This is a genomic window from Bartonella sp. AU55XJBT, from assembly GCF_028618525.1.
This window is the reverse complement of sequence record NZ_JAQITC010000017.1, coordinates 1-22,794: the sequence shown is the minus strand read 5'-3', so window position 1 is coordinate 22,794 and position 22,794 is coordinate 1. Positions and strand designations below refer to the sequence as shown.

Sequence of the window (22,794 nt, the reverse complement as noted above, 5' to 3'; positions counted from 1 at the left end):
GATTATATTTAAATTTAGCAATGGGGTATAATTTTATGAATACAAAATTTATAACAGCATCTGTTTTTTCTTTGATTTCACCTTCTATAGTACAGGCTGCAGATGTGGTGGCTCCGGAAGAGCCAGTACATGTTGCTTCAGAGATTGTTACTTCTTCACCTTTTTCTTGGGCAGGTTTTTATTTCGGAGGTCAAATTGGTGGCTTTTCAAGTAAAATTTCTGGAACAACGCCTGATGTTGAGATTCCTCTCTATCCTGATAAGGAGAGTAAAAATAAGCCATGGGTGCCCCTTGAGAAACAGTATAAGCCTGAACTTTCTGGGTTTGTAGGTGGTTTATATGCGGGTATTAACTTTGATCTTGGTAATAATTTGATTGTTGGACTTGATACGGATATCCTTTTAACGGAAAAAAAGGATACAAAAACGAAATTTCTAGATGAGAAATCGGATATTGAAGAAACAGAGTCTGGTGGATCGGGCATTGAAGGAGATAAACCTGGTGGATCGGGTACTGAAGGTACTGAAGGCACAGAAGAGAAAAGTTTGAGAAGTATAAGCTTTACCAATGGACGGGGGCGAAGCTTTTCTCGATCTGATCCAGAGGATAAAGAAGAGAAAAATAGTTTAACTTTTAATCATACGTTCAAACAAAAATGGACGGGTGCCACACGGGTGCGTGTTGGGTTTTCTGCGGGGCGGGTGATGCCTTATATTGCTGGTGGTATCGCTTATGGGCAGTTTGAAGATATTTTATCGATAGTCATTACGGGAGATGAGCGCTTCAATAAGACAGAGGATGCTACAAAAACGATGATTGGTTATACTCTCGGTGGTGGTGTTGATTTTGCAATGACAGATAATCTTGTTGTACGTGCGGAATATCGTTACTCGGATTTCGGTAAAAAGAAATTTAAAGACGAGATTGAACTTAAGTATAAGACGAATGACTTCCGTGCAGGGATAGCTTACAAATTCTAGTTATTTGTGAAAATAAAGAAGCTTAAGTGTAAGAGGTCCTATCTTTGATAGGGCCTTTATCTTTTGAAATTTTATGCATTGTAAATGCTATTTTATAGTGAAGAAAAAATCTTTGACTTTGAGTCACGATGAGGAGGTAAGGAAGAGTTACTCAGATTCTTAATTACTAAGAATGAAATTTTTGATTCATAAGGTATGGCTAAAATATTCTTTTTCACAGAAAGGGCGATTCGCCTTTCGCTTTATCACAGTATCATTTGATAATATCATTACAGCATTGTTTAAAAATCATTTTTCTATCCAAATGATTAAAAAACAAAAAAATGCACAGAATGGTGCGGACGGCGGGACTTGAACCCGCAAGGTCTTCGACCGGCAGATTTTAAGTCTGCTATGTTTACCGTTTTCATCACGTCCGCGATGAGAGTTCTCTCATAAGCTATATCTTTTATTGAATCAAGAATTAATGACAAAAGAAAAAATTTTCATTTTTTTTAGTGAAATTTTGACTGACAATGCTTTTCTTTATCGCTAGAAGAAGCCAGTATAATATAAACAAAGCATGAAATGATCAGTGTTATGAGTAAATTTATTCAAGACGTCACAAAAGCTATGGGGGGATTGCATCACGTGTTTGCTGAAACACCCCTTCAAAGAAATGATTTTCTAAGCCAAAAATATGATGCAGAAATTTATTTGAAGCGTGAAGATTTAACACCGGTGCGGTCTTATAAGATTCGTGGTGCTTTCAATTTTGTTTCAGAAATGCTGAGCAGTATAGCGTCAGATTCTGCATTTGTGTGTGCTTCAGCGGGGAATCACGCGCAAGGGGTTTCTTTTGTTTGTCGTTATTTTAAACGTAAAGGGGTCATTTTTATGCCTATGACAACACCACAACAGAAAATTGAGAAGACACGTATTTTTGGTAAAGAGTTTATTGATATTCGTTTGGTGGGTGAAACATTTGATCAATGTTATGAAGCTGCGCAATCCTTTGTCGTGGAGAGCGATGGTGTGATGGCTCCTCCTTTTGATGATATTCGCATTATTACCGGGCAGGCAACAGTGCTTTGCGAAGCTGCTTTGCAATGGAAAAGACTCAATGGAGAAAGTGAGCCGGATTTAATTATTGTGCCAGTAGGGGGCGGTGGTTTGGCAAGTGGGGTGAGCAAGTTTTTACGGGAATATGGTTGGAATACAACGCTTCGTTTTGTTGAACCCCAAAGAGCTGCAAGCTTGCTTGCTTGTTTGGAGAGTGGAAAACGGGTCAAACTGGAAAATATTGATACTTTTGTAGATGGGGCTGCTGTGGCTGAAATTGGTGCACTAAACTATACAATTTTAAAGCAATTTTCTCCTGATTCTGTCATTACAGTTCCTGAAAATCGTGTTTGTTCTACGATGGTTGAAATGCTTAATGTAGAAGGTGTGGTTCTTGAACCGGCTGGTGCTTTATCGATAGATGCGCTTAACAGCATTCCACCTCAAGAGTTAAAGGGTAAAAAAATTATTCTCGTTATTTCAGGAGGTAATTTTGATTTTGAGCGTTTGCCAGAAATTAAAGAGCGCTCTTTACGTTTCCAGGGTTTGAGAAAATATTTTATTTTTAGTTTTCCGCAACATCCTGGTGCATTGCGTCATTTTCTTTCCACATTATCACCGGATGATGATATTGTGCGTTTTGAATATCTTAAAAAATCAGCGAGAAACTTTGGTTCTGTCTTGGTTGCGATTGAAACAAAAAAATACGATAATTTTCGTCTCTTAGAGGAAAAATTTCAAGTGTTAGGTTGGCGCTATCGTGATATTACCGATGATCAAACATTATTTGATTTTGTTATTTGAGAAATTGAAATTTTACTAAAACAAGAAGTGTAAAAATGAAATCTATTTTTTATTTTGTGTTGAGTCTGTTTTTCTTTTTGATTGTTCATCAACAGAGTTTTGCATCTCAGCCAACAACAATACAAACAACTGAACTTTCAAAAATAGTTGTTGATGTCAATAATGCTATAAAAAGTGGAGATTTTTCGCTTATATCTCATTATATGCCTGAGCGGCTTTATAAAGAGATGGCACGTCGGTTGAATACAACAGAGGATGCTTTACGTGGTGATTTTTTTCAACAGTTGCATAAGCAATTTGAGAATTTGCCTTCTGGTGCTTATTGTTTAGATAAAGAAAATATAGAGTATCTTCAAACAGATAATGGTACTTTATATGCTTTAATTCCAACGGTTCTTGAGATGAAGGATCGCATTATTCAATATAAAACTTTGGCGATTTTTGATAAAACTCAATGGTATTTAATTTATGGCGGTCAAAAAACTTTACAAAATCCAGTTTTTCTCGAGATTTATCCTGATTTTATCAAGGTACATTTACCGATGGAGACAATTATCAAGAAATAAACGATTAATATTTTTTGTTGCGGTAAATGTATTTCGTAAAGCCCTTGCTTTTTTATCATAATCCAAGGATAATAAGGGTGAAGGTATTTAAGCTGTTTTGTTAGCTTTTTGTATAAAGTAAAATTACATACCTTTCCCTTAATTTCAAGGTGCTCATGAGTTGCGCAGGTCGCTTTTCAAGCGTTGCTTCGTTTAAAATGTCAAGGATTTCTCTTGCGCGGATTCTTGAGTGGAGAGTTCAGCTGGTTACTTCGTGAAAGTTGTTCAGCTGAGGAAAGATTTTATTTTGCCTATAAAAAAAGAAGATGTTTTTACAAAGTTAGGTTTGCCTACTCTTTTGGTTAAAAATTTACGCATTTCTGGTATGAGTAAACCTAAGCCTATACAAGAACAAGCTATTCCAATGATGTTGAAAGGACACGATATTTTAGGTATTGCACAGACAGGTTCTGGAAAAACCTTGGCATTTGGCTTACCTATTTTAAGTCAAATTTTGGCTTTGGGTGATAAACGCTGTCCTAAAACTGCACGCGCTTTGATTTTAGCTCCAACGCGTGAACTTGCTGTTCAGATTGATGAAGCAATTCGCACCATGGCGAAAGGAGCGCATCTTTCGACGTGTCTTGTTTTTGGAGGGGTATCACGTTTAAAACAAATTAAACGTATGGCAGCAGGTGTGGACGTTTTGATCGCGACTCCAGGGCGTTTGAGAGATCTTGTTCGTGAAAAGTGTATTGATCTTTCTCAATCTCGTTTTTTGATTTTGGATGAAGCAGATCGTATGTTGGATATGGGGTTTATTCGTGATGTTAAGCAAATTGCAAAGCTTTTGCATCAAGAGCGTCAGACAGCCCTTTTTTCTGCGACAATGCCGAAAGAAATTGCTGTGCTTGCAAAGTGTTTACTCAATGATCCGGTTAAGATTGAAGTTGTTCCGCAAGGCACTACGGTTGTAGAGATTACCCAGAAATTATATTATGTTCCTACCAGTGAAAAAAAGAATGTTTTAAGTAAACTTTTGACAAATCCAGCTTTTGATTCCGTTATTGTTTTTACTCGAACGAAACATGGGGCTGATGCTGTCACACGTCATTTAGCAAAGATAGGCTATTTAGTTGCAACAATTCATGGGAATAAATCACAAGGTGCTCGCCAATCTGCTTTAAAAGCTTTTCGTGAAAGATCGGTACAGATCCTTGTTGCAACAGATATTGCTGCACGTGGTATTGATATACCAGGGATAAGCCACGTTATTAATTACGACTTACCAGATGAAGCTGAAAGTTATGTACATCGTATTGGTCGTACAGGACGCAATGGTGCATCTGGTGAAGCTCTTACGCTTTTTGATGAAAAGATAGAAAGGACACGGTTGCGTGCTGTAGAGCGCTTGATTCGTATGAAATTGGTTTCTGAATCTGTTCCAGAACAATTTGCCGCATTTCCAGAAAAGCTAAATGTGCCCCAAAGTGGAGAAAAAGAAAACAATAAAGAACGCCGTTTAAAAAAATCTAAGCGTCAGAAACGGTTTTTAGGTCGAAAAGATGATGCTGCACAGTTACAGCGGAAGAATTTTTCATCTCCAAATGAGAGGCATAAAAAAGCAAAAATAGCGGCAAAGCATGCAAAGTCTTTTCGTTTCCGCAAGTCAGTCAAGAAGGCGGCTTAAATAAAATCTTGAAAAGAGATCATGTTTTGGGTGTTTTTTTACTTTTATCGATTCCTTCTCAATTCAAAAGAAATATACAACACTCTTATCAAAACAAGAAAGGTTTTCATTTTTTAGAAATGAAAACCTTTGAATGCTTAGATTGAAAATATTTTGAAAAGAAAGCCTCATTGTAGAGGCGATTATTTATTTGCTTTATTTTGATTTTAAAAAATATGAATAAAGATAAATTTTATTCATATAAAGGATGTGTTTTAGCTTTAATGATAGCTTTTAATTTAAAAATTTGATTATCTAATAATAAATGATTGTTTTATATATTAAATAATCCACCTATATCGTAAAATTTTCTCATTTCGAATCTGTTTATATTGATCCATTAAAACTATTCGTTTGCATGTTGCAAACGAGATTATTGTGTGAAAAAATTTAAGCAATCAATAAAATTATTCTTATAACTCATTGTAAATAAAATAAATATTGCTAACATTGAGCGTGAGAAAATAGTATGATGGTATGGCTTTTATTGTGGATCAAAGATGGTGCTCATCAATGGATTTTTATACCATTTACGGGAGCCATTGTGAAACGGGTTTGGGGGGGATTTAAAGGACGCCTTTCAATATGTGTGTAGATGCACAATAAAATGGATAAAAACGATGGAGAAAACGCTCATGATTTGTTGAAGGCTTTCATAGCATGCTCAACAACTTAGATTGTTATACTGTTTGCACTGTAAAAACACCCTTGTTTAGGGTTGTGATATAAAGCCTATAAAATTTTACGCACTAAGGGTTTTTATGACAGTATAATGAATATTCAAGACAAGGCTGTTCTTAGAATTTATGCAGTGATTAAGTAGGAGGAACCCGCTAGATAAGAAGCTGGACTTTATTACAGACTTTTCGATTGGAAGTTTCTGCTTTTAGGGTGGGGAGGAAGTATGGAGTGTAGGGAGATAATATAGATAATTTTGATTGTGTTTTCCCGTTTTTCAAAATGATTGTTTCAAGAGCAGATTTTTGAGTTTAATTGTTTTATTGAGTAAAAATCATTTTTGGGTTGAGAAACAAAGTTTATACGAAATATTTTTCATTACTGGTGGTGTTTAATAATTTTCTCTCATGAAAGAAATCGTAATTTATAATGTGCAAAAAATTACAGTGCTCTCTGATAGAGAGCGCGGTAGTTTGAAAGAAGTAATTATTTGAAATTAACCAATAAGAAAAATACTTGTACAACAGTTTTCTCATTTAAAATGAATCAATAATTTTTTTGCATTCATTGCAAAAAAACATCCCGTAGGATATTGCATTTCTACTCTATTGCAAAAATCCTACACCCTCACTTTTATTAACGAATCCCTCATGTTTAAAAAATTATAGCAAAAACAATAAACTATATGGGATAAAAAAAGAAGTGGCTCCCCGGGCCGGATTCGAACCAGCGACCAACCGGTTAACAGCCGGTTGCTCTACCGCTGAGCTACCGGGGAACGATGCTCAATCATTTAGCTGAAGAGGCTATAGCAAAGCAATACTGATTTGCAAAGAATAAAATTACTTTTTTTAAAAAAAATATGATAAATTGTGTAATAAAAGGAAAAAAGGCGAGAGAAAATTTCTACACCTTGACGGATGCTTTACCTTCCCTTATTGAGACTTTTGTATCTGTTGATGAGGCCTTGTGGCGGAATGGTTACGCAGAGGACTGCAAATCCTTGTATCCCGGTTCGATTCCGGGCGAGGCCTCCAGCCGATTTTAAACGAAACGGCTTTTAGGGGAGCTATAGGAAAAGAGATTATTTCCCTCTACAGTTGTAAAAACACCTTTGTATGAGAGATTGTACTGTTAGAATTGAGTTCTTGACTGTCGCATCTTTTTTTGTAACACCCATAGCTTAAGAGATCTTAGTCCCTCATTGTTGCTGTTTTGTTTGTTTTTTGTAGGTTAGGAGAAAATAGTCGTTATGGTTGCAGATTTTGCTGAGCTTCGTCGCAAAATGGTTGACAATCAAATTCGTACAGTCGATGTAACGGATTTATCAGTTCTTGAAGCGTTTTTAACGATATCTCGTGAAGAGTTTGTATCGGAAGATATGAAAGCATTAAGCTATCTTGATACCGATATTGTTTTATGTCCAGTGCGAGATGAGGCTCCAGCACGCTATTTGATGAAGCCTGCATCTCTCGCGAAATTATTACAGCTTGCTGCTGTAAAATCATCAGATGTTGTTTTAGATATTGGTGCAAATAGTGGTTATTGTGCAGCTTTGCTTTCAAAACTTGCAGGGTCTGTGATTGCGTTGGAAAATAATAAGTCTCTTTTTGAACGTGCTCTTGAAGCTTTAGAACGTAATCAATGTGATAATGTGGTTGTCATTCATGGTCCATTAGAGCAGGGATATGCCGTTGAGGGACCTTATGATGTGATTTTTATTGAGGGATCTGTCGATTTTATTCCACAAGGTATCTTTGACCAAATGAAAGACAATGGACGTCTTGTTGTGGTTGAAGGAGATGGAAATGCTGCTGTAGCACGAATCTACATCAAAGAAGATGGAATCATTTCAGCCCGGCGTGCTTTTAATCTCGCTGTAAAACCTCTTCCTTGTTTTTTAAAAACACCTGATTTTGTATTTTAGTGCTTGTTCGTTTTATGAATAAAAGATATTTCTGTTATTTGTTTGGGGTTTGTTATTGTGTGTATTGTGTTTAAAATAAACAAGAAGTTTCAGGCATGTTTTTTGCTGGTTTTGAGTCTTTTATTATCAGAGGCTGTTTGTGCTGAAACATTGATGGATGCCTTTTCTAAAGCTTATAAACACAATGCTAAGTTGAATAGTGAACGGGCGGCTGTTCGTATAGCCAGTGATGACGTTGTCATCGCGCGATCAGGGTTATTACCACAAGTTGAAGGGGTTGGGAGCTATGGGCGGAATAAGTCTTTTACAGGTTCTTATGTCACTTCTGGATCTATAGGCGTGAAATTAAATCAAAGATTATTTGACGGTTTTATCACGCAAAATATGTTTTCTTCAGCCCAAGTTAAGCTGCAGGCGCAACGTGAGTATCTTCGTAATGCTGAACAAAATACGTTTCTGGAAACTGTGACAGCTTATGCTAATGTCTATCAGACGCGTCGTGTTGCCGATCTTCGGAGAGAAAATTTGGCAGCTCTTGAAGAGCAGGTTCGTTCCAATAAAGCAAAATTTGATGTGGGTGAGGGAGGGCGTGTTGATCTTGCTCAAGCTCAAGCTGCACGTTCCGTGGCGGTTTCAGAACTGAGTCTTGCTCGTGCTGATGTAAAAGCAGCAGAGGCAGTGTATCGACAAATTATTGGTTCTGATCCTGAAAAGTTAAAACGCCCACCCGTCGCCACAGATTTTCCCGTCAATCTTGATACGGCTTACCAAACGAGCGTTGTGATGCATCCAGCAATCCTTTATGCTCAATATTTAGTCGATGCGAGTGGTTACAATGTAAAGGCGAAAGAAGGAGCGTTGCTTCCTAAAGTTGATTTTTCTGCAACAGCATCTTATAATCGGATTTACAGCGGTGCTGGAGAAGATGGCGTTTCTAAATCAATAGGATTGTCAGTGAGTGTTCCAATCTTTGAAGGGGGGCGTACGTCTGCGCAGATTCGCCAATCGAAGGAACAGCTTGGACAGGCGCAGCTTCAACTTGATTTGGCGCATAGTAATACGAGACAAGCACTTACTTCTGCTTGGTTTCAGTTGGAAGGTGCACGCGCATCTGTTATTGCTTACCGTGAAAGTGTTCGTGCTGCTGAAATTGCTCTTAAAGGTCGTGTGCAAGAAAATCGTGTAGGGCAGGCAACGACATTGGATGTTTTAAATTCTCGTACTCAATTGATTAATGCTCAGATTGCGCTTGCAATGGCAGAACGTAATGCTGTTGTGGCGAGCTATAGTGTTCAATCCTCTATTGGTAAATTGACTGCAAATTATCTAGGCTTAAAAACAATTCAATATATCCGTTAATGCATAAAAGTAGCTCTTTGATCTCAGACCATTTTAGTTTTTAAAAAATTGGTTAATCAGTCGTTGGATATGTTGAAAAATAGAGCGGTTATATGTTTTTTTAAGTGCAGAAAGTTGTGTGTAGCGCCCTCTTTATGGCAAGCATATTTGAAAATATCACGAGAGGCATGTTGATCTTATGATTCTTTTGCATACACTGAGAATGTGATTCTATTTGTTGTTGCGTCTTTGAGAGGTTGTAAAGTATGGTACAGAGTTCAAGCGTGTTACGTGAGCCAAGTATGGATGAAATTTTGACATCTATTCGTGAAATAATCGAAGAAAATGCGGTTCAATCTGATCACTTTTTAAATCAAGATGTCGCAGTAAATGCTTCGGGAGATCGTTCAGAAATTGCATCAGAAGGTATTTATGATACAACCCTATCGGTTGATGATGCTATGAAGGCTTTAGCTGATCGCATTGGTCTTTCTACTGAAAACCAAGGGGGAAGAATAGCGCAAGAGAAGGAGGAGGATACAGGGAGGGAAAATGATACAGTTGGTGTGGATATGCAAAAGATGAAGCTTGCTTCTGAAGAACGAAACTCTGTTTATAAAGCAAAAGAATATGAAGATGAGATCAGGAAGTCACAGTCAGAAGCTGGAAAGACTGGTCGTGTGGAATTGTCTGCGTATTGTATTTCTTCTGCAGAAAAGATTGCAAAGGATGTGTTACGGCCGGCTATAGCAGAATGGTTGCAGTCTAAATTGCCTGTTTTGCTGGAAGATATTTTACGTGAAGAGATTGTGAAGGCGATTAAAAAGTCGTCTTAATTGTTTTTTTACATTATTTTTTATGTTTTTCATTTTATAAAAAAGCCTTTTGAGTTTTTGCAAGCTCTCGAGTGAGAGGCTAGTTTTTCTCGATTCTGATCGGATTTTAATCATATATTGTGTTTTTCAGCGGCGTTATGGATGGATAGAATGTTAGAAAAAAACTATGATGCTGCTTCCATAGAGCAACGGGTTGCAAAGAGATGGGAGACTCGTGGGGCTTTTAAAGCGGGAGCGGGTTCTAAAAGTGGAGCAGAACCTTTTTGCGTTATGCTTCCACCACCTAATGTTACAGGCTCACTTCATATGGGGCATGCGCTCAATACGACAATTCAAGATATAATGGTTAGATTTCAGCGGATGCGTGGCAAAAATGTTTTGTGGCAGCCTGGTATGGATCATGCTGGGATTGCTACACAAATGGTTGTAGAGCGTCAACTTGCAGAACGCCAAGAGCCAACGCGTCAAGAAATGGGAAGAGAAAAGTTTATTGAGCGTATTTGGGAGTGGCGTCATGAAACGGGAGGCATTATTGCAAACCAGTTGCGTCGCCTTGGCGTTTCATGTGATTGGTCACGTGAGCGTTTTACAATGGATGAGGGGTTGTCGCAGGCTGTTCGTGAAGTCTTTGTTACGCTTTATAAACAAGGATTGATATATAGAGATAAACGCCTCGTCAATTGGGATCCTAAATTGTTGACGGCTATTTCGGATCTTGAAGTTGAGCAAAAAGAAGTTCAAGGACATTTGTGGCATTTTAGATATCCGCTTGAGGGTAAAGTTTTTGATCCAAATGATGCGACAACTTTTATAACAGTGGCGACAACACGGCCAGAAACAATGCTTGGTGATACAGGAATTGCCGTTAATCCTGAAGATGAGCGTTATAAAAATCTTATCGGTAAAAATGCTCTTTTGCCACTTGTTGGTCGTAGGTTATTGATTGTTGGTGATACGCATGCTGATCCTGAGGCAGGAAGTGGTGCGGTAAAAATCACACCGGCTCATGATTTTAATGACTTTGAAGTAGGACAGCGTAATGATTTACGCTTAATCAATATTTTTACCCAAAAAGCCGAGATTTTTCTCCATGAGAATGAAGCGTTTTTTGATGGTTTGATTTTATCAGATGAATTAAAAATGTTAGTAGAAAATCTTGATAAATCCGATCGTTTTGTTGCGCGCCAGAAGATTATTTCTTTGATGGAAGAACGAGGGTATTTAGCTTCTGTTGATGAGCATTCCCATATGGTTCCTCATGGAGATCGTAGTGGTGTGCCTATTGAACCTTTTTTGACAGATCAATGGTATGTTCATGCTGCTGAATTAGCGAAGCCCGCGATAGAAGCTGTGCAACAAGGAAAAACGCAGTTTGTTCCCGATAATTGGAAAAAGACCTACTTCAATTGGATGCAAAATATTCAGCCTTGGTGTATTTCTCGCCAATTATGGTGGGGACATCAGATTCCTGCTTGGTATGGCCCTGATGGAACAGTTTTTGTTGAAAAAAGTGAAAAAGAGGCTTTAGATTCGGCTTTTGCTCATTATGGTGATGTGGTTGAATTAATCCGCGATCCAGATGTTTTAGATACTTGGTTTTCATCAGCTCTTTGGCCTTTTTCAACATTAGGATGGCCAGATAAAACAACTGAATTATCTACTTTTTATCCAACATCTTTATCCGTGACAGGATTTGATATTATTTTTTTCTGGGTTTCTCGTATGATGATGATGGGACTTCACTTTATGGGTGAAGTTCCTTTCCCAACGGTTTATGTGCACGCTCTTGTCCGAGATCAAAAGGGTGCAAAGATGTCAAAATCAAAGGGAAATATTATTGATCCCTTAGAGCTTATTGATCAATATAGCGCTGATGCTCTCCGTTTTACTTTGGCTATTATGGCAGCGCAAGGTCGTGATGTAAAACTTGATACTTCCCGTATTGCTGGTTATCGTAATTTTGCTACGAAATTGTGGAATGCTACCCGATTTGCACAGATGAATGGTGTAAAGCATGATCCTACTTTTAAGCCAGAACACGCAAAACTAGCGCTTAATCGTTGGATTTTAACAGAGCTTTCTAAAACAATTGCAGCAGTGACGACGGCTATTGAACACTATAAGTTTAATGAGTCTGCGGCTACACTTTACCGTTTCATTTGGAATACATTTTGTGATTGGTATTTAGAGCTTCTCAAACCTATCTTTCAGGGTGAAAATGAAGAGGCTAAAAATGAGGCTCAAGCTTGTACTGCTTGGGTTTTAGATGAAGTCTATAAACTTCTTCATCCCTTTATGCCTCATATGACAGAAGAGTTGTGGGCTCTTACAGAAACGCAAGGGGTCAAGCGTGAAGATATACTCGCATTGACAAAATGGCCAGAGCAAACATTGATAGATGAAGAGGCTGCTGCTGATATTAATTGGCTTATTGATGTGGTCACGGGGATTCGGTCTGTACGTTTTGAAATGAATATTCCAGCGGCTACACGAGCACCTCTTGTCGTTGTCGAAGGAGGAGAAGTCACGCGAGAGCGTGTGCAGCGTTATGATGCACTTCTCAAAAAGTTAGCGCGTATTGAAGTCATTGATTTCTCTGATAAAGTTCCGGAGGTATCAGCACAAATGATTTCGGGAGAGGCTGTTTTTTGTTTGCCATTAGGGCAGCTGATTGATTTGGAGGCTGAACGTATTCGTTTGAGGAAGGAGGTTCGTAAAATTGAACAAGATATTGAAAAGATATCGCTTAAATTAAATAATCCAAAATTTATAGAAAATGCAAAAGCAGAAATTGTTGAAAGTGAACAAAATAGGGTTGTAGAATTGCGTGCTGCACAAAAGAAGATATCTATTGCTTTAGAGCGGTTGGGTTGATTCTCACTTTTTGTTTTTTTGATGCCTGATTTTACAGCATTTTCATCTTTCGTGAATGCGATCATGAAATCTTTATGGGGAGACAACGTTTTTATGCTTCTCATGAAAGAAACATCTCTTAAGGCGCCTAAGCTCATTTCGCGTTGGCACTTGTAAATAGTATAAAGGTAAAGCTATTGAACCTCCTCATCTTTACGCTTGTGAAGTAACGAATTGGTGTCATGACATACTTTGTTAGCGCTTAATGTTGCGCGGCAGAGCCTTTGGCTCTTGTGACGGTGCACAAGAGGTGTTTTTAGTCCTTTCTTACACCGTTTTATTTCACACAGTCTCTTTCTGCTTGTAGTGTACAAATGGATGGTTTTGATTTATTCAACATGAAACAGGTTTGGAATGTACGGTATTTGGGGGACCTCGCTCAATAAGCAAAACAGTAAATTATCCATTATAAATCAATATGTTGCCTTACTTCTGTAAAACATCATCATGTAGGGCGATAAGGCATATAAAATTTTACATGTGCTATTTTTGTTATATGGAGCGGTGAATATTTAGGAGAAATCTTATTTGTAAAGTTTGTCAAGACGCAAACAGATAAGGTCATTATATTTTCTAGCCTCCAATGTTTTGATAGCTCTTGTATTTGAGTATCTTTATTCGAGGTGTTTTTAATCCTCTCTTAAGCTCATCTGCAAATCCCGCTTATTGCTTATTCTGGCAAGTGATTTTGATTGCTTCAATATGAAAGAGGGAAGGAATTCTCTTATATTGGGAGTATGATTCAACTCAAAAATGATGATTTATATTTATAAATCAAAATGTTATCTATGAAGCAAAGCATATGAAGTGATCAGCAGTTAAAATCTAACGAAAAAACTGGATGGACTGTTTACCGATTGAGGTGGATGAAAAATTTCATCTTTCAGCTGGAGAGGAAATCGTGAAGTTATAAGTTAACGATCATTATATATTCCCTCCCTTCTCGACATGCTGTTCAATGTGTAGGTTATTTATTGAACGATTTTTACGCACTCATATGAATTTTAAAGATAACACAATCCTGTAATGTTAAAGGATGTATTAAAAAATATAGAGTGATTATTTGTATTTAAAAATCAATTTGTTGTATATAAAAATGAACGCTTAATTTTATTGAAAACTTTGAATGGTTTTCATTTATTGGTCTTTTCTTTTAAAAAATTTACTTTAAAATTTCTCGTATTTCTTACTAAGAAGAAGCGTTTAAAGGTCTACAAAGAAATTTGAACAGATAGAACAATTAACATTGAGAAAGGGGGGGAAATGATCAGGCGTTTTCAGATATGGAAAAAAGCTATGATTATTGTGATTTTAGGGGGATTTTTTTCGACTGTTTATGCCATAGATGTTAATAGCTTGCAGGAAGTGCATGATGGTTCGTTTTATTTTTTCAAACGTGGCATGTTTGCTTATAAAAATGGGCAGATCAATCGGGCACTTTCAGCGCTACGTTGTGCCGCTAAGAGGGGCCATATTGGTGCGAATTGGAAACTTGGTTCTATCTACGCAAACGGTGATGGTGTCCCTAAAGATGATTACAAGGCCTATCATTTTTTTACGTATATTGTTGAAAAAGGTGCAGATCTGGGTTCAGAGGATGAAAGTTATGTTTCTGATGCGTTGGTTAAACTTGCGGGATATATAAAAAAAGGTATTCCTCAATCACCGGTGAGACCTAATCCTTCTTATGCCATTCGTCTTTATATGCAGGCTGCGGTGAACTATGGAAATTCTAAAGCTCAGTATCACTTAGGAAAAATATTTTTAAAAGGAGAGGGAGGGGAGAAGAATCTTATACAAGCAGCACGGTGGTTTCAACTTTCAGCAAAAAAAGGAAACTCTTCTGCCCAAGCGATGCTTGGAAATATGCTGATTCAAGAAGGAAAAATCATTCGCGGGACAGCAATGTTAACTGCTGCCTATGAAAAAGCTAACGTAAAAGACAAAGATTGGATTCGCCCTTTGCAAGAGCAGGCTTTTACTCTTTGTAATGAATTTGAAAGACGTACAGCAATTTCACTGGTTGCTGATATTTTAAAAAATAAGAACTTTTAACTATCTGCTTGTAATATTTTTTACATCCTCTCATCTGTTATTAAACTTTATTATTTTATATTCAAGTTTATAGTAGAGAGAGCTTTTTGCGATGATATAACAGCTAATGACTTAGAATTTTAGACAAAAATTCTTGCGTTCTTGGTGTTCTTTCTCGCGGATTAGAAAAGAACTCTTTAGATGAACAGTCTTCAAGAATTGTTCCTTGATCCATGAAAATAACACGCTCAGAGACTTTTTGTGCAAATCCCATTTCATGGGTTACACAAATCATCGTCATCCCTTCTTCTGCTAAACTGATCATGACGTCAAGTACTTCACCTACCATTTCAGGATCTAGAGCAGAGGTTGGTTCATCAAAAAGCATAACAAGTGGATCCATGGTTAAGGCACGTGCAATAGCAACACGCTGTTGTTGCCCTCCAGAAAGTTGTCCCGGATATTTGTCTTTATGTTCAATGAGTCCAACGCGCTCAAGATACAACAAACCACGTTCAAGTGCTTCTTTTTTGCTTCGTTTTAGGACTTTAATTTGTGCAATTGTCAAATTTTCTGTGACCGATAAATGGGGAAAAAGTTCAAAGTGCTGAAAGACCATTCCCACATGGCTGCGCAATTTAGGAAGATTCGTTTTTTTTGAATGAACTGGTGTTCCATTAATCCAAATTTCGCCTTTTTGAAAAGGAACGAGAGCGTTAATCGTTTTAATGAATGTTGACTTTCCTGAGCCTGATGGCCCACAAACAACAACCACTTCTCCTTTGTTAATATTGGTTGTACAATTTTTAAGAACGTTAATTTCGCCATACCAATTAGAAACATTTTTTATTTCGATCATATGCGTAGACATTTTTTTTTCCTGTTAGCGAATAATGGATACTTTTTTTTGTAAATATAAAACAATTTGTGACAGCGTAAAACAGATCACAAAATAGAAAATAGCTGCTAAAATATAAGCTTCTTGTTTAACACCAAAATTATTAGCAGCAATATCAAAGCCATTCAAAAGGCTATGACCACTGATGGCGTACACAAGGGTTGTATCCTGAAAAAGGATAATAACCTGTGTTAAGAAAACTGGAAGCATATCTCTAAAGGCTTGAGGAAGAATGACAATGTACATACTTTGCCAATAGGTCATTCCAAGAGCTTGCCCTGCATATTTTTGTCCTTGCTGAACTGAATTGATTCCAGCACGCATAATTTCAGCAAAATAAGCTGTTTCAAATGCGGTAAAGGTAATAAGTGCTGACTTATTGGCACCGATGGATGACCCCGTTAAAAAAGGCAGAAGCACAAAAAACCATAAGATAACCATCACAAGTGGTATTGAACGCATCGCTGTTATGTAAACGATTGCAAACCAAGAAAGAAGTTTTATGGAAGAAAGGCGCATCATTGCTAAAAGTGTGCCGAAAACAAATCCCAATACCGTTGCAAAAAGCGTTAGAAAAACGCTAAAAAGTAAACCAGATAAAATATAAGAACGAAATACATCAAAGGTAAAAAAGGAAAAATCAAAGTCGGAAAAATTGAAAGGAAAATAAAGTCCAAACTGAGAGCTTATGAAATTTATCATATTCAATTTCCCTTTGTTTGAAAATTAGGAATTTTGAGCATTTGTTCAATGACTGTCATCACAATGAATACGCATAAGGCTATAAAAATATAAAGAATCGTAACAAGCAAATAGTTTTCGTAAACATGACTTATCTCTTCAATTGTTTGGTATTGAAATTGCATGAGTTCATTTATTGAAACGGCGAATGCTATAGATGAATTCTTCACAATACCCATTGCTTCTGAAGTAAGCGGCGGCATAATTGCACGGATAGCACGTGGTAATATGATATAGCGATAGCTTTGATAAGTTGTAAACCCCATCGCCATAGCAGCATAGCGTTGTCCTGATGGAATCGCTTCAATACCTGAACGAACTTGCTCTGCAATACGTGCCGATGTGAAGAATCCCAACGCGCATGTTATTAAGAGAATGGGGGAAAATTTCATCGCTGGTGGATAAATCTTAGGAACAACAAAATACCATAAAAATACCTGTACAAGGAGGGGAATGTTGCGCATAATTTCTACCCAAATAGCACCGATCGTGCGAAATACACAATTGATGATGGACGTTTTAGGTAAAGTGCGCATTGTTCCTATAATAATGCCACAAAATATAGCTAATATAAGTGAAGTGATGGACAATATAACCGTATTTTTTAAGCCATCAAGAAGTGTATCTAAATAGGTATGGCTTACGCCGGGAGTGCCCAAGCATCCTGTTACCAGTGTTTGAGTAAGGTCATCTCTACAAAGGAAAGAAAAGTCCATTAATTGATATTCCCTCAAATTAGTCATTCACAAATAGAACGATAAATCAAGCATATTTACATAAGCAGAATTTATTAAAAAGTGAACTAAAATATAAACCACACTCGATTTTTAAAGAGTGTGGTTCTTCTTTTCAAATTTTATAAATCTTTTTCTGTGTAGCTTTCACGAGGCTTATTGTTTGGGTGATCCCAGGCATATCTTGTCTGTTTTGATAAGGGAAGGTTCATAACAGTATTAGCAGGTGGGATTGGTTTCATAAACCACTTATCGTAAAGCTTTTCAAGTGATTCGTCTTTAATCTGACGTAGGATACTATCGTTGATTGCTTGTTCAAGTTTTGTGTCATGTAATCTCAGCATGCAGGCGATAGGTTCGACTGAAAGTACGGTGTCAAGAATGACATAATCCGATGGATTTTTTGATTTTGCAATATGTCCAGCGAGAATTGAAGCATCCATAACAAAAGCATCAGCGCGACCCGATTCGAGTAATAAGAAACTATCTCCGTGATCTTTTCCTTTGACGACCTTAAAGTGAATGTTTTTTGCGCGTTTGTTTTTACGAATAAGTTGCACAGATGTCGTACCGGTGGTTGTTGCAACTGTTTTTCCATTTAAATCGTCAAGAGATTTAATGTTAGAGTTTTTCTTTACAGCAATCCGGACCTCTTCAACATATGTCGTATAAGCAAACGCTGCTTCTTTACTGCGGGCAATATCATTTGTTGTTGAGCCGCACTCAAAATCATAGGTCTTATTTTTTAAGAGAGGAATTCTATTTTGAGAAGTGATGGGAAGATAATGGATTTTAATCGGTTTACCAATTTTCTTTGAGATATCATCAATAATACGTTCTGCCATTTCTGTATGAAAACCGACATATTTATTATTACCAAGGGCGTAGGCTAAACCAGATGATTCACGAACTCCTAAAGTGATTTCCCTTGTTTGTTTTATTTTTTCAAGCGTATCATTTTCAGCATGTGCGAGGCTTGTAAGCCCAATGGCTGCTGCTGCAATAAACATTAACAACGATTTCTTCATTTATGTCCTCCATTCATTGATTTTTATTTTAGTTACTTAAGATATACTGTTTGAACGGTGTAGCATAGTTATTCTTCGGAGTGGAATTTTTTTGTTGTCTTATGAGATGAGAGTTATACTTTCTTAATTGATATTAAGATGAATCCAGACAGGAACATGGTCGGATGGTTTTGAAAAACCCCTTACTTCTGTTTGGCTATGAGCGCACATAAGGTGATCAACCGCTTCTGGTGATAAGAGTAAATGATCAATGCGAATCCCATTATTTTTAGACCATGCCCTAGCTTGGAAATCCCAAAAACTGAAGGAGGGGGTATCGGTGACATTCCGAATAGCATCGTAAAGACCTAAATGAAGCATACGTTGGAATGCTTTTCTTGTTTTTCGAAGAAATAAGGCATCTTGATCCCATTCGTGAGGTTTTTTTGCATCGAGTGGGGTGGGTATGACATTATAGTCACCGGCTAGAACAAGGGGCTCTTCATATGCAAGTAATGATTTTGCATGTGCATATAATCTTTCCATCCATTCCATCTTATAGGAATATTTTTCACTCTCAATGGGGTTCCCATTTGGCAAATAGAGCGATGCAACACGAATAACGCCTTTATTTATTGAATAAACAGCTTCAATATAACGTGCTTGTTCATCATTATTATTGCCAGGTAGTCGACGGATCACTTCATCCGGTGTTTTTTTAGAAAGAATCGCAACGCCATTAAAACTTTTTTGTCCGTGTGTTTCTATATGGTAACCTAGGTTTTCAATTGCATCACGTGGAAAATTTTCATCAATACTTTTAATTTCCTGTAGACAGACTATATCTGGCTGATTTTGCTGGAGCCATTGATATAATGTTTCGTGTCGTGCTTTTATTCCGGCAATATTCCACGTTGCTATTTTCATGGTGCTCATCATTCGATATCAAATATCCAATTTAATTTGCTGCGTTAATATTTTATCGCAGTCACATTATTGTTTTTTTATTTATAGGGCGATATTACTATGGTAAATTGATTTATCAAGAGACTCAATAAAAGCCAAAAAGGCAAATTTAAAGTTTTAAAATTTAATTTATTTTCATTTTTGAAAACTTTCTGCTGTTTAGTTCTTGACGAATGTCTGTGTTCTCGCTATTAGACACGAATGTAACCGATGTGGAAGTGATCTTTTGTTTTGGATATAACCCAGAAGCTCCTTCAAACGGGTATTAAAAAGATTAAAAGCAAATGCTAGTGCAAAAGGCTATTGCCTTCTCTGCTTGTGATCGGGTGGACTGTTTTTAGCAGCTATGCCCGATTTTGTGTGTAGAGTAAGACATCTATACCAATTTTGTTGGAGTGGGTGGAGATAAAATAGAAAAGCCCAATTGGGTGAGACGAATGTAAATCGAAAAGAGGAAGGTTGCATGCCTACCGTAAACCAGTTGATTCGCAAGCCGCGTGTGGCGCCAGTTAAACGTAATAAGGTTCCTGCTCTGCAGTCGAATCCACAGAAGCGTGGTGTTTGTACGCGTGTTTATACAACAACGCCGAAAAAACCTAATTCGGCTCTTCGTAAAGTTGCTAAAATTCGCTTGACGAATGGGTTTGAAGTGATTGGTTATATTCCTGGAGAGGGACATAATCTTCAAGAGCACTCTGTTGTGATGATCCGTGGTGGTCGTGTGAAAGATTTGCCAGGGGTTCGTTATCACATTATTCGTGGTTTGCTTGATACCCAAGGTGTTAAGAATCGTAAACAGCGTCGTTCAAAGTATGGCGCGAAGCGTCCAAAATAATATTGAGAGACAAAGCTAATGTCCCGTCGTCATAGAGCAGAAAAGCGTGAAATTAATCCAGATCCTAAGTTTGGTGATTTGGTTATTACAAAATTTATGAATGCCATTATGTTTGATGGTAAAAAATCAGTTGCAGAGCGTATTGTTTATGGTGCGCTCGATTCTGTAGAGAAAAAAGTAAAAACAGATCCAGTAGATCTCTTTCATCGGGCTTTAGAGAATGTTGCTCCTCATATTGAGGTTCGTTCTCGTCGTGTTGGGGGGGCTACTTATCAGGTTCCGATTGATGTTCGTCCTGATCGTCGTCAAGCTCTTGCTATTCGTTGGTTAATTTCCGCGGCGCGTGGGCGGAATGAGACGACGATGATTGAGCGTTTATCTGGTGAACTCATGGATGCGGCTAATAATCGCGGTTCTGCCGTGAAAAAGCGTGAAGATGTTCATCGTATGGCTGAGGCTAACCGTGCATTCTCGCATTATCGCTGGTAGAAGTTTTAAACTGAGGCAAATATAATGGCTCGCGAATATAAAATTGAAGATTATCGTAATTTTGGTATTATGGCGCATATTGATGCCGGTAAGACTACGATGACTGAACGTATTCTGTTCTATACGGGTAAGAATCATAAAATCGGTGAAACCCATGATGGTGCTTCTACGATGGATTGGATGGAGCAAGAGCAAGAACGCGGCATTACCATAACATCTGCTGCGACGACGACGTTTTGGGAAGGACGTGATGGTCGCAAGCGCCGCTTTAATATCATTGATACGCCAGGGCACGTTGATTTTACTATTGAGGTTGAGCGTTCTTTACGTGTTCTTGATGGGGCGATAGCATTATTGGATGCGAATGCTGGTGTGGAGCCTCAGACAGAAACTGTTTGGCGACAGGCTGAGAAGTATTGCGTTCCGCGTATGGTTTTTGTTAATAAGATGGATAAAATAGGTGCTGATTTCTATCGTAGTGTAGAAATGGTTGGTTCTCGGTTGGGGGCTAAAGCGCTTGTTTTGCAGTTGCCAATTGGTGCTGAAAATGACTTTGAAGGTGTTGTCGATCTTGTTGAGATGAAGGCTTTAAAGTGGGATGGTTCTATTGGTGCTTCAGCGGTGATAAGTGAAATTCCTTCTGACTTAAGGGAAAAGGCTGAAGAATATCGCGAAAAACTTATTGAAATGGCTGTGGAGGTCGATGAGGCTGCTATGGAGGCTTATTTGGAAGGTGTTATGCCAACCAACGAGCAGCTTGTTGCTCTCATTCGTAAGGGAACCGTAGAGGTTCAGTTTCATCCAGTTCTTTGTGGTACAGCTTTTAAAAATAAGGGTGTGCAACCGCTTTTGGATGCTGTCGTTTCTTATCTTCCTTCTCCGGTTGATATTCCGGCGATTAAGGGTATTAATGTGAAGACTGAGGCTGAGACGACACGCGAATCTTCTGATGAAGCTCCGCTCTCTATGCTTGCTTTTAAAATTATGAATGATCCTTTTGTTGGTTCCTTGACTTTTTGCCGTATTTACTCTGGTAAAGTTCACAAAGGTGTTTCTCTTGAGAATACTGTTAAGAAGAAGAAGGAGCGTTTAGGGCGTATGCTTCAAATGCATTCAAATTCTCGTGAGGATATTGAAGAAGCATTTGCTGGTGATATTGTTGCTCTTGCTGGTCTTAAGGAGACAACAACCGGTGATACGCTTTGTGATCCTTTAAAGCCTGTTATTTTGGAGCGGATGGAATTTCCAGAACCTGTTATTGAGATTGCAATTGAACCGAAAACAAAAGCAGATCAGGAAAAAATGGGTATTGCTCTTAATCGTTTGGCTGCGGAAGATCCTTCATTTCGTGTTAAATCAGATGAAGAATCGGGTCAGACCATTATCGCTGGAATGGGTGAACTTCATCTTGATATTATCGTTGATCGTATGCGGCGTGAATTTAAGGTTGAAGCAAATGTTGGGCAACCTCAGGTCGCTTATCGTGAGTCGATTACTAAAATGGCGGAGATTGATTATACCCATAAGAAACAATCGGGTGGTGCTGGTCAATTTGCTCGTGTAAAAATTGTTTTTGAGCCTCATGAAGGTGATGATTTTATTTTTGAGTCGAAGATTGTTGGTGGTGCTGTTCCTAAAGAATATATTCCGGGCGTTCAAAAGGGGATTGAAAGTGTTATGGGGTCAGGTCCTCTTGCGGGATTCCCTATGCTTGGTGTGAAGGCGACACTCATTGACGGTGGTTATCACGATGTTGATTCGTCTGTATTGGCTTTTGAGATTGCTGCTCGTGCAGCTTTTCGTGATGGAGCAAAGAAGGCTGGTGCGCAGCTTCTTGAACCGATCATGAAGGTGGAAGTTGTTACACCAGATGATTATGTTGGTGATGTTATTGGTGATCTCAATTCTCGTAGGGGGCAGATTTCAGGAACTGAAGCGCGCGGTATTGCAACGGTTGTGAATGCGATGGTTCCGTTGGCGAATATGTTTGGTTATGTGAATACTCTTCGCTCTATGAGTCAGGGGCGTGCGCAGTATACAATGCAGTTTGATCATTACGAGCCTGTCCCTTCGGCTGTTGCTTTGGAGATTCAAAAGAAATACGCGTAATTTCAGGTTGGTAAATTAATTTTTAACTTAGTCCTTGGCTTGGACGGAAAATGGAGAGCTCAAATGGCGAAGAGCAAGTTTGAACGAACGAAACCGCATGTTAATATAGGTACGATTGGTCACGTTGATCATGGGAAGACTTCATTGACAGCAGCGATTACGAAGTTTTTTGGTGAGTTTAAAGCATATG

Annotated in this window: 18 protein-coding genes and 3 tRNA genes; 14 read left to right on the top strand and 7 right to left on the bottom strand. The window is 38.1% G+C overall.

Translation table 11 applies throughout. From position 1 onward, the window contains the following. The first annotated feature begins 35 nt into the window (after window positions 1–35). Complete coding sequence (locus tag PVV70_RS08565) at window positions 36–980, top strand: outer membrane protein (RefSeq protein ID WP_273758844.1); 945 nt, start codon at window positions 36–38, stop codon at window positions 978–980. A gap of 333 nt (window positions 981–1,313) precedes the next feature. Here the strand turns inward: PVV70_RS08565 and PVV70_RS08560 are convergent. Continuing rightward, a tRNA-Leu gene (locus tag PVV70_RS08560) sits at window positions 1,314–1,399 on the bottom strand. A gap of 148 nt (window positions 1,400–1,547) precedes the next feature. Between PVV70_RS08560 and ilvA the strand changes: the two genes are divergently transcribed. From ilvA to PVV70_RS08545, 3 genes are all read left to right on the top strand, one after another. Beyond that, entirely contained in the window at window positions 1,548–2,825 is a 1,278-nt protein-coding gene (ilvA, locus tag PVV70_RS08555) for a threonine ammonia-lyase IlvA (RefSeq protein ID WP_273758843.1), read from the top strand. Between the two features lie 35 nt (window positions 2,826–2,860). Beyond that, window positions 2,861–3,391 (top strand): hypothetical protein, encoded by a 531-nt coding sequence (locus PVV70_RS08550; RefSeq protein ID WP_273758842.1) that lies wholly within the window; start codon window positions 2,861–2,863, stop codon window positions 3,389–3,391. Window positions 3,392–3,677: 286 nt separating this feature from the next. Next, window positions 3,678–5,060 (top strand): DEAD/DEAH box helicase, encoded by a 1,383-nt coding sequence (locus tag PVV70_RS08545; RefSeq protein ID WP_273758841.1) that lies wholly within the window; start codon window positions 3,678–3,680, stop codon window positions 5,058–5,060. 1,420 nt (window positions 5,061–6,480) lie between these two features. Here PVV70_RS08545 and PVV70_RS08540 read toward each other — a convergent pair. Beyond that, window positions 6,481–6,555: transfer RNA gene (locus PVV70_RS08540), tRNA-Asn, on the bottom strand. 185 nt (window positions 6,556–6,740) lie between these two features. Here PVV70_RS08540 and PVV70_RS08535 point away from each other — a divergent pair. The 6 genes from PVV70_RS08535 to PVV70_RS08510 all read left to right on the top strand — a co-directional run bounded on the left by PVV70_RS08535 (window position 6,741) and on the right by PVV70_RS08510 (window position 14,846). Next, window positions 6,741–6,814, top strand: a tRNA-Cys gene (locus tag PVV70_RS08535). Window positions 6,815–7,029: 215 nt separating this feature from the next. Beyond that, window positions 7,030–7,704: a protein-L-isoaspartate O-methyltransferase gene (locus tag PVV70_RS08530; RefSeq protein WP_273758840.1), complete on the top strand. Its 675-nt coding sequence runs from the start codon at window positions 7,030–7,032 to the stop codon at window positions 7,702–7,704. A gap of 57 nt (window positions 7,705–7,761) precedes the next feature. Then, window positions 7,762–9,063 carry a TolC family outer membrane protein gene (locus PVV70_RS08525; RefSeq protein ID WP_273758839.1) on the top strand — a complete coding sequence of 434 codons (1,302 nt, stop codon included), beginning with the start codon at window positions 7,762–7,764 and terminating at the stop codon, window positions 9,061–9,063. Between the two features lie 245 nt (window positions 9,064–9,308). Next, on the top strand, window positions 9,309–9,878 hold the full coding sequence (locus PVV70_RS08520) for a DUF2497 domain-containing protein (RefSeq protein WP_273758838.1): 570 nt from the start codon (window positions 9,309–9,311) through the stop codon (window positions 9,876–9,878). A 150-nt stretch (window positions 9,879–10,028) separates the two neighbouring features. Next, window positions 10,029–12,752, top strand: coding sequence for a valine--tRNA ligase (locus tag PVV70_RS08515; protein WP_273758837.1), 2,724 nt, complete (start codon window positions 10,029–10,031; stop codon window positions 12,750–12,752). Between the two features lie 1,302 nt (window positions 12,753–14,054). Then, a complete protein-coding gene (locus tag PVV70_RS08510; RefSeq protein ID WP_273758836.1) occupies window positions 14,055–14,846 on the top strand; it encodes a tetratricopeptide repeat protein in 792 nt (263 codons plus the stop codon). 103 nt (window positions 14,847–14,949) lie between these two features. Here the strand turns inward: PVV70_RS08510 and PVV70_RS08505 are convergent, their stop codons facing one another. The 5 genes from PVV70_RS08505 to xth form a co-directional block, all read right to left on the bottom strand. Continuing rightward, the gene (locus tag PVV70_RS08505; RefSeq protein WP_273758835.1) at window positions 14,950–15,696 is read right to left on the bottom strand and encodes an amino acid ABC transporter ATP-binding protein; all 747 of its coding nucleotides are present in this window, start codon (window positions 15,694–15,696) and stop codon (window positions 14,950–14,952) included. A gap of 12 nt (window positions 15,697–15,708) precedes the next feature. Further along, window positions 15,709–16,425 carry an amino acid ABC transporter permease gene (locus PVV70_RS08500; protein ID WP_273758834.1) on the bottom strand — a complete coding sequence of 239 codons (717 nt, stop codon included), beginning with the start codon at window positions 16,423–16,425 and terminating at the stop codon, window positions 15,709–15,711. A gap of 2 nt (window positions 16,426–16,427) precedes the next feature. Further along, a complete protein-coding gene (locus PVV70_RS08495) occupies window positions 16,428–17,180 on the bottom strand; it encodes an amino acid ABC transporter permease (RefSeq protein ID WP_273758833.1) in 753 nt (250 codons plus the stop codon). Window positions 17,181–17,320: 140 nt separating this feature from the next. Continuing rightward, complete coding sequence (locus PVV70_RS08490) at window positions 17,321–18,226, bottom strand: transporter substrate-binding domain-containing protein (protein WP_273758832.1); 906 nt, start codon at window positions 18,224–18,226, stop codon at window positions 17,321–17,323. A 123-nt stretch (window positions 18,227–18,349) separates the two neighbouring features. Next, window positions 18,350–19,132, bottom strand: a complete 783-nt coding sequence (gene xth, locus PVV70_RS08485; RefSeq protein ID WP_273758831.1) for an exodeoxyribonuclease III — start codon at window positions 19,130–19,132, stop codon at window positions 18,350–18,352. 502 nt (window positions 19,133–19,634) lie between these two features. Here xth and rpsL point away from each other — a divergent pair. The 4 genes from rpsL to PVV70_RS08465 form a co-directional block, all read left to right on the top strand. Continuing rightward, entirely contained in the window at window positions 19,635–20,006 is a 372-nt protein-coding gene (gene rpsL, locus PVV70_RS08480) for a 30S ribosomal protein S12 (protein ID WP_005773262.1), read from the top strand. A gap of 18 nt (window positions 20,007–20,024) precedes the next feature. Next, window positions 20,025–20,495 carry a 30S ribosomal protein S7 gene (rpsG, locus tag PVV70_RS08475; RefSeq protein ID WP_005773264.1) on the top strand — a complete coding sequence of 157 codons (471 nt, stop codon included), beginning with the start codon at window positions 20,025–20,027 and terminating at the stop codon, window positions 20,493–20,495. Window positions 20,496–20,519: 24 nt separating this feature from the next. Further along, window positions 20,520–22,604, top strand: a complete 2,085-nt coding sequence (gene fusA / locus PVV70_RS08470; RefSeq protein ID WP_273758830.1) for an elongation factor G — start codon at window positions 20,520–20,522, stop codon at window positions 22,602–22,604. Window positions 22,605–22,667: 63 nt separating this feature from the next. Continuing rightward, window positions 22,668–22,794, top strand: a 127-nt coding sequence (locus PVV70_RS08465; RefSeq protein ID WP_244455647.1) for a GTP-binding protein, incomplete at its 3' end; no start/stop codon positions are given.